Below are 16,579 nucleotides of genomic sequence, written 5' to 3' on the forward strand. Positions count from 1 at the left end.
CCCGACCAGCTCGGAGCACACCCCCATCACCAGGCGACAAACCCCTGGTGATCGCGACCCCGCCGCAGATGCCGGAGAACGCTCCCGCGGGCAGCTCCGGCGCGATGATCATCATGCCGATCATCACCGGCTCGGGCTCCCTCCTCATGTCCATCACGATGGGGCACCGGCCGCTCATGATGGTGGCGGGAGTGATGATCATGGCGGCGAGCGTGATCGTCGGCATCATCATGTTCGTCGCGCAGCACAACGGCCCCCGCAAGCGCATCCGCGAACAGCGGGAGCGCTACGTCGACTACCTCGACCAGCTGCGGGAGATCGTCCGCGAGGTCGCCGCCACCCAGCGCGCCGACAGCGCCTTCCGGCACCCCGCCCCGGACCTGCTCACGGAGCCGGCCCGGTCCCCGGCGCGCAGGTGGGAGCGCCGCGCCTCCGACCCCGACTTCCTCGACGTCCGCGTGGGATCGGGCGTCCGCCCCCTGGCCAGGCGCCTGGTGCTCAAGGTGGACACCTCCTCCCCCCTGATCGTCTACGACCCCGTCTGCCAGGGATCGGCCGACCAGCTCATCGAGCTGTACGCGGACGTGCCCGAGATGCCGTTGGTCGTCCCGTTGACCCGGCACAGCGTGATCTCGATCGTCGGCGACCGCGACGCCGGCCGCGGACTGGTGCGCGCGATGATCGCGCAGCTGGCGGTCTTCCACTCCCCGCACGACCTGCGCATCGGTGTGGTCCGCGACCACAAGGTCCGCACGCTGTGGGAGTGGCTCAAATGGCTCCCCCACAACGGCTTCGAGGACGCCAAGGACGGGCCGATGCCCGCCCGTTTCGTCTCGGGCAACACTGTCCAGGTCGCCGAACTGCTCGCCGACGAGATCGAACGGCGCACGGTCGACCTGCAGCGCCGCCGGGGCAAGCCCCCCGGCCCGGGAACGCAGCGGCTCGTCGTGGTCCTGGACGGCGAGCACCAGTCGACCCTGTCGGGTCTGCACGCCGAGCCGCCCGTCACCGACCTGGCGAGCCTCGGCATCCACGTCATCACACTGGTCGCGGACCGGCGTGAGGAGCCCGAGTCCGTGAGCCTGCGGCTCATGGTCCAGGCCGACGGAACGCTCACCGAGGACACGGAGAACCCCGGAGCCCGTGAGGACGCCGCCCACGCGCCCCTGTCCGGCACCGCGGACCGGGCGGGTGTCGCCCATCTGACGATGCTCGCGCGCCTGCTCGCCCCGTACGGCATCTCGGTCACCGACGGCGACGGCGCCATGCACGAGACCGTCGGTCTTCCGGAGATCCTGGGCGTGCCCGACGTCGCCGAACTGGACACACGCCGGACCTGGCGCAGGCGCAGCACGGGCGACTACCTGCGGGTGCCCATCGGTGTGGGCCCCAGCGGCAACACGGTGCTGCTGGACCTGAAGGAGTCGGCGTTCGGCGGCATGGGACCGCACGGCCTGGTGGTCGGAGCGACGGGTTCCGGCAAGTCGGAGATGCTGCGCACCATGGTGGCGTCCCTGGTGATCAACCACTCCCCCGAGCACCTGGCCCTGCTCCTGGTGGACTTCAAGGGCGGAGCGACCTTCGCCGACACCGACCGGCTCCCGCACAGCGCCGGGCTGATCACCAACCTGGCCGACGACGACTCGCTGGTCGTCCGGTTCCGCGAGGCGACCTTCGGCGAGCTGGTCCGGCGCCAGCAGCTCCTCAAGGAGGCGGGCAACCTGCCCAACCTGCACGCCTACGAGGCGGCGCGGGAGAGCAACCCCGCGCTGGAGCCGCTGCCGCACCTGCTCATCATCATCGACGAGTTCTCCGAACTGCTGACCGCCCACCCGGACTTCGCGGAGCTGTTCGTGGCGATCGGCCGCATCGGCCGGTCGATCGGTGTGCACCTGCTGCTGGCGACCCAGCGCCTGGAGTCGGGCAAGATCAAGGGCCTGGAGTCCCACCTGTCCTACCGGGTGGGTCTGCGCACGTTCTCCGAGGCCGAGAGCCGGGAGGCGATCGGCGTCGGCGACGCCTACCACCTGCCCCCCGAACCGGGTTCCGGCTACCTCAAGGTGGACACGTCCGTCTTCGAGCGCTTCAAGGCCGCCATGGTCTCCCAGCCCTACGTCCCGCCCGCCAAGGAGGAGAAGGAGGAGCACGAGCCGGTTCTGCCGCTGCTCTCCTTCAACGGCCTGGCCAAGGTGACGGGCGCGGACTCGCTCGCCGAGTCCCTCATGGGGGCGATCAAGGACAAGTCGCAGGAGAAGCAGAAGACGGAGAAGCGCACCACCCTCCAGGTCACCGTGGACCGGCTGGTGGCCTCGGGAGCCGACCCGGTGCGCCCGGTCTGGCTCCCCCCGCTCCCGGAGGCGCTGACCTTCGACTCCGTCCTGAACGATCTCGGGGAGGGCGGCGACGCCCTGGAGGGCCGGGGGACGGAGCCGCACCCGGCCGAGGCCAAGGCCGTCTTCGGACTCACCGACATCCCCCGCGAACAGCGCGTGGTACCCGCCGAGATGGACTTCACCGGCGGCGAGGGCAACGTCGTCATCCTGGGCGGCCCCCAGTCCGGCAAGTCCACCCTGCTGCGGACGATGATCACGAGCCTGGCGTGGCGGTACCCGCCCGGACGGGTCGCGGTGTACGCGATCGACTTCGGCGGCGGCGCGCTCCAGGCGATGGACGAACTCCCGCACGTGGCCGGCGTCGCCGGCCGGGCGGACCCGGAGCGCGTCCAGCGGATCCTCACCGACGTGGCGGGGCACCTGGACCGGCGCCAGCGCGTGTTCAGGAAGCACAAGCTGGACTCCCCGGCGGCACTGCGCCAGGCCCGGGCGGACGGCAGGGTGCCGTCCAGCGTCGTGGGCGACCTGTTCCTGATGATCGACGGGTGGTCGGCGGTCCGCGACGCCTTCGACGCGGCCGACGACTTCCTGATGGACATCGCGACGCGCGGGCCGTCCCTGGGCGTGCACACCATCCTCACCGGCGCGGCGTCGTCGCAGGTGAGATCCAGGTTGCAGGCCCTGTTCGGCGGCCGTTTCGAGCTGAGGCTGAGCGACCCGATGGACTCGGGCATCGGCCGCAAGATCGCCGAGGAAATCCCCAAGGACACCCCGGGCCGCGGTCTGTCCTCCAGCGAGAACCACACTCACGTGGCCCTGCCCAGGGTGGACGGCATCGCCGACGACGAGGACCTCACCAGCGGCATCCACGACCTCATCGCCCGGGTCAAGGAGCGCTGGCCGCAGGAGGCCGTCCAGGGCGTTCGGACCCTCCCGCTCAAGGTGGAGCTGGACGACCTCCTCAAGGGACGCAAGGGCGCCAAGGGCAGGTCCCGGGAGCTGGTCCTGGGCATGGGCGAGAGCTCGCTCGCCCCGGTCACCACCAACCTGTCGCGGGACCCGCACCTGGTGGTCTTCGGCGACCCGCAGTCCGGCAAGTCCACGCTGCTGCGCGGGCTGGTCAAGCAGATCGTCCAGCGCCCCGCCAAGGAGCTGGGGATCGTCATGGTCGACTTCCGGCGCTCCCACCTGGAGCTGGTACCGGAGGACCACCTGCTGGCCTACTGCACGACGGCGGAACAGACCAAGGCTGTCGCGGACAACCTGGCGGGTTCGCTCAAGCAGCGCCTTCCGGGGCCGGACGTGACGCCGAAGCAACTGCGGGAGCGCAGCTGGTGGCAGGGCCTGGACCTGTACATCGTCGTGGACGACATGGACATGATCGCCTCGCGCACCAACCCGCTCGCGCCGCTGGCCCCCTTCATTCCGCAGGGCGCCGACCTGGGGCTGCACGTCATCGCCGCGCGCCGCACGGGCGGTACCGCGCGGGCGATGTTCGAGCCGGTGCTCCAGTCGCTGAGCGACATGGCCACGCCGGGCATGCTGTTCTCCGGTGACCGCATGGAGGGGCGGCTGGCCAACGGGACGGCCTCCAAACCGCTCCCGCAGGGCCGCGCACAGCTGGCTCTGCGGGGCAAGCGCCCGGACCTGGTACAGGTCGGCTGGAGCCAGCCCCCGGGCTGAGGGACCCCGTATGACACCGTAGGAACCACGGCCCGGGACGCCCTGAGCGACGGTGGACGGGGCGGACACCGTTCAGGGACCGGGTTCCGGGAAGCACCCGCCAACAGTCGGTGTGGCCGCCGAACCCGGCGGCCACACCACTCGTCTCACTCCCGACGCCCCCTCCCCCGAAAGGCAGCCCACATGCGGCGTTCCCTCGCCCTCACCTCGGCCGTGTGCCTGCTGGCCGTGGCCGGATGCACGACCGGCTCGGCCGACCCCGACGGACCGGCGGAGACGGTCGAGGAGCTGACGGAAGAGGGGCTGACGGGACTGGCGCTCCTGCACCGCGGGTTCGAGGGCGGCGACCCGGAGACGGAACAGGTCCTGGTCTTCCACGACCCGGAGACCGGGCAGCCCGTCCACCGGATCGCTCTGCCGGAGGGCGCGGTCGACCCCATGGCACCGGACCTGCCGGTGCACGCCCAGTTCTCCGAGGACTGGCAGTACTTCGTGTACGCGGCCACCGACCCGTCCGCGATCCACATCGCCGCGCTCACCGATCCCGAGGACGCCGCCGCCGGGGAGGAGGAGGCAGAGGGCGAGGACGCGGAGGCGGTCTCGTACCAGCCCGTCGAAACGATCCCCGCCTCGCCCGACGAGGTCCTCTCCCGGCCGGTCGTGCACGGCGAGCGGCTGTGGTTCGTCTCGGACCTCACGCAGGACGGCCAACCGCCCCAGGTCATGTCGGTGCCGCTGGACGCGCCGGGCGGCACGCCCAACCAGGAGGGAACCCTCGCCCTGGGCGAGAAACAGCGGCCCAGCGACTGGGCCCTCACTCCGGACGGCTCGCTGCACATCCGCAACAGCGTTCCCACCACCCAGCTGAACGGTGCGGCCGGCGAGAGCCTCGTCGTGCGCGAGACCGACGGGAGCGTCGTCAACGCCACGCTCAACGTCGCCGGCACGCAATGGCAGACCTTCGGCGCCACGGAGGTCTGGGGCGACGGCACCGCCGTCCTGCGGCCCGACCCCGCCCTCCCCGAACAGGCCCAGGCGGGCGCCTACCTGGTGGCGATGGACGGGCAGAGCCACACCACGACCCGCCTCCTGGAGACCAGCGACGGACCGGTGCTCCAGTACGCCCCAGCCCCGGAGCGGGACGCCGTCCTGCTGCAGACGGAGGAGGCCTGGTTCCGCGTCGACCTGGAGGAGGGCGAGGCCACCGAGACGACGGAGCTGTTCCCGCGCTTCCACGACGCCTCCATGGACGGCTACCCCCTCGCCGTCCGCTGGGCCCAGGAGACCCCCGAAACCGACCCGGGCGAGGAAGCCTCCGAGAGTTCCTGACATCTGACCGGCGGGCCCGGCCCGCTCGACCGCCCCTCCCGGCCCCGGCGCGACAGTGCCCGCGACCCGGTCGTGACGTTGGCGTGAACGGATCGACGCCGACCTTCATCTCCCGATTCCCTACAATCCTCCCTACATGTGGAACTCTCGACGGCATCCCGTCGTCTCACACGTGACCTTGAACCCGTCCGTCCCCCGCGCCCCGTGGGGGCGGACGTCGTGCGTTCAGGCGGGTGTGCGCATCCGGACCGCGATCCCGAATGGAAGAGGAGTCCTCGGATGACCGAAGCAGGCGCCAACCCGATCGAGGCGATGGAAGGCGGTGAGTACGCCGAGACACTCGCCGCGGCGATGGCGGGCCTGGCCGACATGTTCGACCTCCTGATGGAGAACACCGAGTCCGCCGCCGGGCACGAGGACGTCATCGCGGGGTTCCGCAAGTACAAGGAGGAGTACGCACAGGACCTGATCGACGTGCAGGAGCACGGTCTGGGACTGGCGAACAACATCCAGGCCGGAGCGGGGCGAGTCGCCGAGAACGACCTGGAGAGCGCTGAGGAACTCCGCAGCCCCTGGGAATCCCACCGCGACATCAACTTCGACTGACTCCCGCGCGGCCCCTCCCCGTCCGTCCCCTCTCCCGCCACTGCCCCTGGGCGCCCCAACAGCTACCTCCTCCCCCGCTCCACCCACATCATGAGGAAAGTCCGTGGCATCCTTCTCCCTCGCGTTCTCCCCGCGCACCATCTCCTACACGTCCTCACCGATCACCGAGTGCGCGAGTGATCTGGAAGTCCTCAACGCCCGGCTCCTGGGACGGGCGGACGATCTCAGCGGGAGTTTCGACTCCGCCGCCACACAGTTCACCGACCTCATCGCCTGGGACATCAAGAGCCTGTCCGAGGAGGATCTGCAGATGTGGCGGGACGCCGCCGTGGCGGTGACATACGCGGCCTCCGTCGCCGAGATGTGGGCGGGACACGTCAGCGACTTCCACTCCGAGAGGGCCAGCCAGGTCTCGGACTGGAACACCACGCGCGGCGAGAAGGAGAACGCGGTCCCCGGCCCCTACCAGGACGACGTCATCACCGCGTCCTACCCCGAACGGGGCGGCATGTGGGTGACCGGCTGGGGCGCGGGCGACGAGAACAGGTGCCGGGACCTCTACGACGAGCTCAACTCGGTGCTCTCCGGCCTCAACGAGCGGGAGAACACCAACTGGACCACGTTCCAGAACCACGCCGCCGAGATCAAGGAGATGCTGGAGCAGGGCCCCACCAAGGCCAACGTCCAGAAGCTCATCAACGCGGGGAACGCGGACTGGTCCTTCTACAACCTCGACCCCGGCCGGTACACGATGTTGGTCGACGGCAGCGACCTGACGGCCGACAACGCCGAGGACTGGGCCGACGAGCTCAGCGGCTACTGGTCCGGCGACAAGCCCATCGACGATCGCTACCACGAGCTGATGCTCATGATGGCCATGGTCGGGACCAACGCCAAGCAGGCCCAGCAGAACGGCACCGACTTCCGTTCCGAGGAGATGGACTTCCTGGAGGCGTTCTACGACCGCCTCGAGAGCGAGAACACCACCGAGGACGGGTACGGCCTGGGCCTGTTGGCCATCCCCGCCGACATGGCCGAATCCGACATGACCGACGAGGAGCGCGAACACGCGCTCGGCGTCCTGGGCGACGGACTGCTCGCCCTCTCCGACCCGCGTCTCGGCGGCGGCTACGACAGCCTGCCCCAGAGCATCCGGTACGCGGTGGAGGGCCCCTACCTCAACCAGCACGACGACAAGCTCGTCAGCGCTCCCGCGGTCTACTGGGAGGACCTCAGCTCGCTCTCCGCGTTGTTCGCGCACACCGACGAGGGCCTGGAGGGCGGCTACGGCTTCTCGACCAACATGCAGCTGTCCATGGGGAACTTCCTCGACGGATGGGGCGACGAGCACGACCCCGACGGGGTCCTGCCCAGCTCGCAGGACATGGCCGCCCTCATCGACGTCGGCACCCGCAACAAGGACTCGAACTACTTCATGCTCACCGGCGAGCACCTGGATCCGGAGCCGGGCATCGAGTACGAGGACGACCTCCGCACGAGCGCGCTGGAGGGCGTGTTCACCTACGAGTGGCACGACGGCGGGGAGACGGCACGCCAGCTCACCGACTGGCTGGCCGAGGACATCCACAGCACCGACGAGCAGGAGGCGACGCGCGCAGGGGACGGCTTCGCCGGGTTCATGGAGACCATGACCGACGCCGACCTGCACGAGGCCCTCGTCAACACGGGCGTGGACGTCACCGAAGGGGACAACGAGTACTCGAATGCCTCGTTCACCCAGTTCAACGGAGGGTTGGCGGACAGCCTGGCCGACGTCTTCGACAGCCACATCTACAGCTTCGCCAACGGTGACATCTACGACGTCGACAACAACCCGATCGAGGGCATCGGCGAGTTCGAGCACGACACGGGGCTCATCCAGATGGGGCCGCAGGAACGGGCGATGTACATGCAGTACCTCCTGGGCAACGACGAGTCGGCCGGACGCGTCGTCAACTCCGTGGACATCTACCAGCAGATCGAGTCCGTCGCCTACCTGGAGAGCGGGGACGCCCCCAGCAGCGCGCGCGGCGCCGGCCAGTTGCAGGCCCTGCTGGAGCAGGCCCTGGAGATGGAGTCCCAGGACCGTACGGACGACCTCGACGAACAGATCGAGCGGGAGACGCAGATCGCCGAGTACGTCATCGGCGAGGCCGGCGGTCTGTCGGAGAAGATCCCGGTCATCGGTGCCGCCGTGTCCAAGGGCATGGAGCTGGGCCAGGACAGCATCGTGCAGGCCATCATCGACGGCGACTACGAGGTCTCCCCGCGCTTCCCCACCTACTCCACCGACGAGAACATCGAGCGCACCTTCAGCCTGGAGGCGTTCGACTTCGTCAACCAGAACGCCCCGGCGGAGCTGAACAACGTCAGCGACCCCGACGACCTGCGCACGCTCGTGGAGGGCGGCGCCCTGACGATCGAGAGGGATGGGCGGACGATCAGTGCCGAGGACATCGGCGACGGCTTCGTCTTCGACGACTCGGTCACGGTCAGCCTGGAGAAGAACGCCTCGGAGTGGGCGGCCAACACCATGTCGGAACTCGACTCCATGGACAGCGCCCTGCGCAACGTCCTGAAGAACGTCGACGTCCCCGCCGACGGCGAGTCGGCCGCCGCGAACTCCTATGTCGGTGAATTCGTGGAGGACTACACGAGCGCCTACGACACGACCCGCGACTACTTCAACTAGCAGGCGACCCGCTGTCGGCGGGCTCCGGCCCAGGCCGGAGCCCGCCGATGGGCCGTGCCCCTGCCCGAGACACCATGGAGTACCCGTTGTCCCACCGTGAGCGCCGAGCGACCGCCCTGCTGACGGCCGCCGTGTCCTCCTGCCTGGCCCTGTCCGCGTGCACCTCCGAGGAGGGCGGTGCGCCGGCGGAGACGCCCGGCGCCGCGGAGAGCGCGTCACCCGAGGTCGTCCCCCGTACCTGGGTCGAGCGGGAGGTGCGGGTGCGCACACTCGACCGCATGATGACCGAGGGGGATCCGCAGGAGGTCATGGACAACACCGGGGACCTCGGGGAACGGCTCCTGGAGACCCGCATCGTCCAGGAGGGCGACGACGGGTACGTCGTCGAGCTGGACAAGGACGAGTGGGATCCCGACGCGGTCACCTTCACCACCCGCCTCGACGCGGCACTGGCCGAGGCCATGTCGGCCAACGAGGTCACCTGGTGTGAGGAGACCGTCCCGGGCGACGAGTTCGTGCGGTCCTACCTGGACGAGTACTGGGAGGCGTTCGACTCGGAGGAGGAGTACGTGGAGAGCATCGAAGCGTACGTCGACTGCCGGTCATGACCAGCGCCGCAAGAAGGGCACAAACGCCCACTCCGACTACGGCTCACCGGTCGAATCAGACCGATGGTTCGCCGAGAGACCGACTCTCTCCTCCGCGCCGGTGGTCCAGGACATGACCATGTCAGGACAATCGTAGGCATCGTGGCGGCTCGGCGCCACGATCCCACAGGCGTATGGGGACTCCCATCTCGTCGACGGGGCCAAGGCTCCACACGCGGCAGGCGTCGAAGGGCCCCTCAGCGCTGTCTTCTTCGGCCGACAGCCCTGTAGAGGCGTTCGGCGGCGGCGAGCACGATTGCGGGATCGAGGGCGACGGTCAGCGTCCGCAGTGCGATCTTTCTCATTGGATACTTCACCATGTAGAAATTAGATTCAACATCAGCATCCTACGAGGCCGGCGAGTTAACCGGGACACCTCCACGGCACTGTCATCCGACTCGGCATCGAAGTCGATGTGGTGGACCCCGCCTCTCTCTACAGGCAGCCCGACGCGTTCCTGAACCTACGACGGCGTAGCAACGTCCGCTCCGGCAATGTGGACCCGTGCCCGTTCGCACATCCAAGTGCCCGCAGGCAACGAGCCGCCCCGGTTCGTGTCCGTGTCAGTGTCCGTCGACGACGGCTTTCCAGCTCTCCAGTCCCCTGACCAGTGCGAGACACGCGAACCTTCGTTGACCACGGACACGTGTCCACCCACGTAATGGAAGGCACACGCCTGATGGTCTTCCCATGTGCACTCGACCGGATGTGGCCAAACGGGAGACCGGGTGCCGCTGGAAACAGTACGGCGTTCTATAGTGTCGTCGACTTCCGGTGATCAGGTCACTACCCCACCTCCGCTGATCTCGTGTGCGTATCCCTGCGTAGCCACGAGAAGGCGGAGGGAGGCGCGGCACCCGCGGTTGTGCATTCACCGTATGTTCAATGCACGGCCGAGCGTCGACCCGCCGATCGTCGGCTGGCCGTGTCCAGCGGGTCCGTCTGTCACTTCGGACAACCCGTCAGGCGGAGGTCAGCGTTGTACCGTTATGCCCGAGTAACCGAGGTCTGTTGGTTCACGGTTGATGAGAAAGAGATGGTGAGGAGATCATGGCAGTAGGTATGAACCCGTCCGAGGCTCATGCGGGAGGGGACGCCTCCCTTACCGCGGCAACTCGGCTCCATGACCTCCCCACTGACTGGTCCGAAGCCGTGCAGACCATCTCGGAGGCCATGAGCCATCCGCCGGGGGTGACCGGATGGACCTCTTTCGGCTCCGCTTACGAGGAGCACATGCAGGATGTCAAGAGCCATGCTGACACTCTCGCTGAGAACATTCAGGCCGCGGCGTCGGAAGGTGCGCGGACCGACGATGCCGCGGCCGGTGATTACCGAGGAATCTCGAGCGCACCAATCCTCTCACGTGCCGTGAACGATAATTTCTGATCATTCCCCTAAGACAGATCCCTGACCCCACATTGCACCGCGATCCCCATTATGGAAGGACGGTTTGATGCCCGAGGGTAGCTATCAGCTCTCGTACAACGAGTGCATAGTCAGCGTGCCGGTGCTACAGAACCAGGTTCACGTGTTCGACGAGATGTACTCGAATATCTGCGGGCGCTCCGCCAGCTACAACGCCGTAGCAAACACGACCGCAACGGAGTTTTCCGCTCTCATCCATGAAGACATCAAGGCGGCGGCGGACGAGAACGAGGACGCCTGGGGCAGCGCCGTGATGGCAGCCTTCCATGCGGTAGGCGTGATCAAGAGCTACACCACGGCGGTCCAGGCCTACAAGAGCCGTATCGATGAACTCGAAGAGGAACTGGCCACCGAAGTGGCCTCAGCCGAGAATGACTCCGACAAGGAAGCATTGGTCGAGGAGTACAACGGCATGGCCCGAACGGCCTGGCAGACCCTGGAAACCGAAGCTGAGAACGTTTCCGACATGCTGGCGGACGGCCCGACACCCGAGCACATACGCGCCCTGACAGAAGCGGGATACCTCGGCGACGTCCCAGGAGGGCTCGGATGGGTCGTCACGGGGGAAGACGAATTCTTCGCGGTTCCGCCAGGGATGGACGGCTCCGACATCGGTGAGACGTTCCAGTTGGCGGCTGATGGCGATGAAGCCGCCCTCGAACGACTCGACGAAAGCCTCGCTCTGATGAACGCGTTCATGGCCTACGTCGCGCGCAAGCAGGAGGACGGAAGCCAGCTCACCGATCGCGAGCTGGAGATCCTCATGGCCTTGAACGCGCACATGGACGACGCTGACCCCTCGGAATCGAGCGGCGTGGGCGAGTCGTCGTACGAAAACCCTGTGACTGAGCAGGGTGAGTACTTCAATTCGATCGAAGCCATCCGGGAAAGTGAGCACCTATCGGAAGAACAGCGAGAACGTCTGTTGTCCATGATCGGTGGTTCTGTCCTGGCTGCTTCTGACGAACGAATGGGCGGCAACTACGAAAACCTGCCTGAAGCGATCCAAAATGTGGTTGAGGGACCGAGAGCCCATAGTCCCACATCATGGGCGAGCGGTGGATATTCACCCGACTGGGCAGGCGAGTTCGAATTACTCACAGAGATTTTTGCAGGGGCTAACCAGAACACCAAGGAAGAGACTGGTCACCCTCTCCAAGGTGGAACAGAGTTGTCGGCTATTACGATCGGAACGATCGCTGGAGCCACCGAGAGCACGCACACAGGTGGAGTCGATGAAGAGGTTCTCCGGACCATGTTGGATATTGCCACTCAGAATAGGGACGCCAACTTCACGATCCTGACTGGTGAGTATCCCAGCGGAGAACATTATCAGCATCCCGTGGAGTTCGTCGGACCCGGAAGCCAATCCGGAACTGATGAGGCAGCATTGGTCGCGGCTCTCCTCAGCCACGACTGGGACCACGGCGGCGAAACTGTCAGGGGACTGACGGACTGGATCGCCGAAGACGGCGACTCAAGCAACGATACGATTAAGGAGCGTGCCGACCGAGCATTTGAAGGGTTGATCGGTGTCATCACCGACCCCGAATCTCAGGAAACACTCGCGAGCACCGGTTACGATGTAGAGGGCGAAGGCCCGGACGGGGAAGACTTTACATGGAGAAATGCACCAATGGGACTTCTGAATCCCGAAATCTCCGATAGCTTTGCCGGAATATTCGAAACCTACATTGATGAATTTGCCGACACGAGTATCATGGATGGCGGCCAAAGCATCAACAGCAGCATTGAGACCAATTACAATTCGACACAAGGATTGGTAATTGACCTCAATGATCGCGCAGAATTTACAAGCTTGATTTCCGGCGACGGAGAGGCGATGGGCCGCATGTTCGAAGCCGCCCAAAATTACGCACAGGATAGAATTTACGAACACTTTACGAGCCCAGATGCGGCAGAAACACTGGATCCAGCCAGAGCAGCCGGACTTTTGTGGAACTCGGTAGGCTTTGGCATGGCTGATGCAGTAGAAACTCGTTTTGACAGCCACAATGAAGCAATCATCAAACAGAACCAATCTATGGGATATGCCGTCGACATGATGGCAGCAGGCATCCCTGACGCGCGCGTTGGGGAGCCGATCAAGCTTTTTCTCAAGGAAATGTTCAATGAAGAAACTTTGAACCCTGATGGTGGAATTACAACCCCGTCTCCCGGTCAGATGAGCGACAATATTTCGTCCACACTTGACGCCACCCTCAGAGATGCCAGTATCGAGGCCTTCTATGATTCAACCAGGGAAGATAGAAATGGCGAAGGCATGCCACAGGTTCCTGAAGAAATGATTGACGAAAACGAAGACTTCATTAGGGATTGGAGTGGCTGGGGCCTAGGCGATGGCGAAAGTCGTGATCTCAGGGACTCTACGTGGGGAGATCTCTCAGAACAGGAGACCCCGATGTCTTCGGAAGGATCAGACATGGCCACACACTTCGGCCATTTCATGGAAGCAATGAATCTTGCCATGCGTGCATCAGGATGAACGGCATCACGAGAATGAACAAGAAAAGTGTGATTCTCGCAGTACTGATTTTTCCCTTGCTGTCCTCATGTTCTGTATTTCCTGATACCTGGGGAGAGCCAGAGGTTGATCATGTCACCCTCTCCGAACCCGCCTCATCCCTCGATGTCCCTACGAACGCGAACTCCGTTGGTTGGACCTGGGACGCACCAGACCAAACAAGTGTCACGCACGTGAGTCCCATTCCCTATGGATTTTCGGTATCCGTCTCCGACGGCGTCATTGGAGTGAACGGAGACACCGGCGATGAACTCTGGAGGTACAGGCGTCCCGGTGAAAATGCAACAGGCACGAGTGTAACTCCAAACGGAGAAACTGTAGTTGTATCTTACAGTGCTGGCGAGGAGGAAACCGAGGACAACGCGGACCCCCCTCTCCTGCATGAGATCGTACTCATCGACTCTTCAAGCGGAGATATCAAGGGAACTCGTGTGACAGAGTTCGTCGACATGGGAATCGTCGCGAACCAAGTCACTTCGTTTGCGTCAGTGAGCGAACAGATAGGAATTCTCTCCGACGATTCCCGGATCATCTACCGAGACAACGAGCGCAACGGAACCGATGTCGTCTCCCTTGACCTGGAAAATGGTGAGGAACTTTGGAGAATATCTCCGACCCAGAGCGATGGGAACGCGGACAGGATTTTCGTTCCCAGGAATGCTGTGGTCTCACGTGACGTTCTGATCCTATCCAGTACGTTCATGGATAGGAGTGTCATATCCGGACCCGATGCGGGGGAGCGCCAGGACCACATGATCTCCCTGATGGGGATCGATGTGGCGACCGGGACTGAAATATGGCGACATGAACTCGAAGTGAACGCTCCAATAGAGACTCTCCCGTTCAAACTTGACGTCGAACAGAGTTCAGGCATGCTGACAGCAGTGGCCAGAAGCAACAACTACCACGGTGAATGGATTCTGGATCCAACGAACGGAGAAGTTCTCACGGATGCAACGTTTTTCACCGAGCAGAGTGACACAGTGGTCGGGATCATGGAGGAAGCTATCGTGAGCGTGCGAGAAGTTTCCGATGGGGACGAGTACGAGTACTCATATTCCAATCTTTCTGGTGAAATCCAAAAGTCGATAAACGTGGAGGCGCCTCTGGAACGCTGGCAGGAGAGCTTCATTCTGACTCTGGAAGATTCAATTACGTGGCTGGATGTCAATGAGACAGGTCCCTCATCCTGGAACCAAGCACAACTAGTTGTCACTGATTGGGAGAACGGGGAAACGCGTGTGGTAGACCTGGGCATTGAAGTTCAGCGGCGCCCGAACGATGACGGATCATTGGGAACTTTTGCACCGACCCCCACTCCCGTTAACATGACTCTCGGCCCCGGCGCCCTTGTGATCACAGAAGACTTGATGGCAGAAAATGGAGAACCCCGTCGCATTGTGGGTCTTGTTCCCTAGGGCTCCGACCGTCGATCGAGATCTTGCGGGTGGGGGCTGTCGCAGGAACGGGGGTGCGGTCGCCCCTGGAGTACATCGGGAACCAAGTCAAAACCGTCATCCGCGCCTGCTGGCCCGAAGCGGCCATCGATCACACCAACCAGCAACAGCACGAGGTGTCGGTGACGATGGACTCCCTGCGGCCGGTGGTCTTCTCGCCCGCTTCACAGCCCTGGGTCCCTGGCGGGACCGGTTCCTTCGGGGCTTCCTGCGAAGACCATCCGGCTACATGTGTTGTCGGCTGGCCAGTACCGCAGTCGACGTCACCATCCCTCGATCGTCGGACGCGCGTCCCCGTCGCCACAAGCGGCGTGCCAAAAAACCCGACCAGGTACCGGATACCGATCATGTGCTGAATTCCTGCACACTTACCATGCGCCCGCATGAGGTCGAAGTGCCTCGTCAACGCCACTCGGCGCGTCATAAGCGACCGCTCACGGGGTGCGATGGCGGGGCCAGGTACGTCACCACCCGCCTGTAACCTCCCCCAGGGTACGGAGGGGAGAGTAGCGCACAGAGAGATGCCACTCACTGACGACCTGTGATGCTCATGGGCGCCCGAAGGTTCGCAGGACACACGGAGCGTATTCTCACACCGCGAGCCACATCACGACCCGTGCATGCGCATTGACCGGTACGTCACACCCTTACTAGTGTTTTTGTTCCCGTGCCTCCCGTGTTCGCATGTGCCCCCGGTCGAACACCCTGACCTTGGGGGACGGGTCATTTTCGTGTTCAGCACCGACTCCCCGGAAGGGTCCAGATGTCCCAGCACGCTGGTCTTGAGAATGTCAACAGTCTGTCGACGGGCGGTGAGCAGCTCGGGCAGGAGTCCGACGGGCTCCGCACGCAGATGAACCAGCTCATCGACGACATGAGCAACGACGCCGACTCCCTCCAGGGCCAGGCCCTCAACGACTTCCGCGCGGCACGGAACTCGTTGACCGAGCGCTTCGACGAGCTCATGACCTGGTGCAGCCAGAACGGCATCAAGCTGAACGAGGGCCAGTCGCAGTTCAACATCACCGACAGCGACTCCAGCGACGACTTCTCGCAGGCCGGCAGCGACCTCGGCGGCCTGTCCCGCCCGGTCAACGCCTAGCCCCCTCCCCCTCCTCTCAGAAAGGCGTTCCCCATGTCCAGCAATCTCGACGTCTACGGCGACGTCAGCGGTCTGCAGAACCTGGCCGCCGACCAGCAGGCGCACCTCGGTCGGTTCGCCGCGATCATGAGCCAGATCGACGAGCAGTCCCAGACCACGGTCAGCCAGTGGGAGGGTTCCGGCAGCGAGGCCTTCCAGGCCAAGGCGCAGGAGTTCGACACCCACTTCTCCGAGGTCAACGCGGCGTTCTCGAAGATGATCAACGCGACCAGCGACACCGCGGACAACTACAGCAAGCTGACCAAGTACCTGGACAGCCTGTTTTAGTAGACTGAGCACTGATGTCCACCCCACCCCCGTCCTCGCCGGGCACGCCGGCGCCCCCGGACCCGGATCCGCAGCTTCCCGAGGCGTTCCACTACACGCCCGACGAGGAGAAGTACGTCCTCGAAGCGGACGCGCTCCGGCACCGGCAGCTCCGTTCGGCTCTCCTGTACGGTTCCAGCCGGTACTGGCGCCGACGCCAGCGTGTGTGGCCGTCCGTGATCGGCGGCGCCATCCTCATCGCGCTGATCTGCGGTGTGATCGCCCTGATCGGTGCCTTCGGCCGCCAACAGGAGGTCAACGAGGAGCGGGGGTGGGGAACCAGAGTCGGCCAGGAGATGATCGAGATCCCCGAACTCGACTCTCCGACGCAGTCCGGCCGCCTGTGACGCGCCACGCCACCCGCGGCCGGGTCTGATCCACCCCACCACGTCCA

The 16,579-nt window shown here is 64.9% G+C and carries 11 protein-coding genes; all 11 read left to right on the plus strand.

Annotated features, from left to right (window positions below):
• The first annotated feature begins 104 nt into the window (after positions 1-104).
• The 11 genes from eccCa (at position 105) to ADL05_RS23555 (ending at position 16,532) form a co-directional block, all read left to right on the plus strand.
• Positions 105-4,016 carry a type VII secretion protein EccCa gene (gene eccCa / locus ADL05_RS23510; RefSeq protein WP_053619312.1) on the plus strand — a complete coding sequence of 1,304 codons (3,912 nt, stop codon included), beginning with the start codon at positions 105-107 and terminating at the stop codon, positions 4,014-4,016.
• A gap of 183 nt (positions 4,017-4,199) precedes the next feature.
• A complete protein-coding gene (locus ADL05_RS23515; protein ID WP_053619177.1) occupies positions 4,200-5,345 on the plus strand; it encodes a hypothetical protein in 1,146 nt (381 codons plus the stop codon).
• A 279-nt stretch (positions 5,346-5,624) separates the two neighbouring features.
• Positions 5,625-5,951 (plus strand): hypothetical protein, encoded by a 327-nt coding sequence (locus ADL05_RS23520; protein WP_053619178.1) that lies wholly within the window; start codon positions 5,625-5,627, stop codon positions 5,949-5,951.
• A gap of 103 nt (positions 5,952-6,054) precedes the next feature.
• Complete coding sequence (locus ADL05_RS23525) at positions 6,055-8,643, plus strand: hypothetical protein (RefSeq protein WP_053619179.1); 2,589 nt, start codon at positions 6,055-6,057, stop codon at positions 8,641-8,643.
• A gap of 86 nt (positions 8,644-8,729) precedes the next feature.
• A complete protein-coding gene (locus tag ADL05_RS23530) occupies positions 8,730-9,251 on the plus strand; it encodes a hypothetical protein (protein ID WP_156365992.1) in 522 nt (173 codons plus the stop codon).
• A gap of 1,191 nt (positions 9,252-10,442) precedes the next feature.
• Complete coding sequence (locus ADL05_RS23535; RefSeq protein ID WP_231640883.1) at positions 10,443-10,676, plus strand: hypothetical protein; 234 nt, start codon at positions 10,443-10,445, stop codon at positions 10,674-10,676.
• A gap of 67 nt (positions 10,677-10,743) precedes the next feature.
• Entirely contained in the window at positions 10,744-13,221 is a 2,478-nt protein-coding gene (locus ADL05_RS23540) for a hypothetical protein (protein ID WP_156365993.1), read from the plus strand.
• A gap of 212 nt (positions 13,222-13,433) precedes the next feature.
• The gene (locus tag ADL05_RS30745; RefSeq protein ID WP_156365994.1) at positions 13,434-14,678 is read left to right on the plus strand and encodes a PQQ-binding-like beta-propeller repeat protein; all 1,245 of its coding nucleotides are present in this window, start codon (positions 13,434-13,436) and stop codon (positions 14,676-14,678) included.
• Between the two features lie 802 nt (positions 14,679-15,480).
• Positions 15,481-15,819 carry a hypothetical protein gene (locus ADL05_RS23545; RefSeq protein WP_053619183.1) on the plus strand — a complete coding sequence of 113 codons (339 nt, stop codon included), beginning with the start codon at positions 15,481-15,483 and terminating at the stop codon, positions 15,817-15,819.
• A gap of 33 nt (positions 15,820-15,852) precedes the next feature.
• On the plus strand, positions 15,853-16,146 hold the full coding sequence (locus ADL05_RS23550; RefSeq protein ID WP_053619184.1) for a WXG100 family type VII secretion target: 294 nt from the start codon (positions 15,853-15,855) through the stop codon (positions 16,144-16,146).
• A gap of 14 nt (positions 16,147-16,160) precedes the next feature.
• Positions 16,161-16,532, plus strand: a complete 372-nt coding sequence (locus ADL05_RS23555; protein ID WP_053619185.1) for a hypothetical protein — start codon at positions 16,161-16,163, stop codon at positions 16,530-16,532.
• The last annotated feature ends 47 nt before the right edge of the window (positions 16,533-16,579 follow it).

It is taken from the genome of Nocardiopsis sp. NRRL B-16309 (assembly GCF_001279585.1).
GTDB lineage: Bacteria > Actinomycetota > Actinomycetes > Streptosporangiales > Streptosporangiaceae > Nocardiopsis.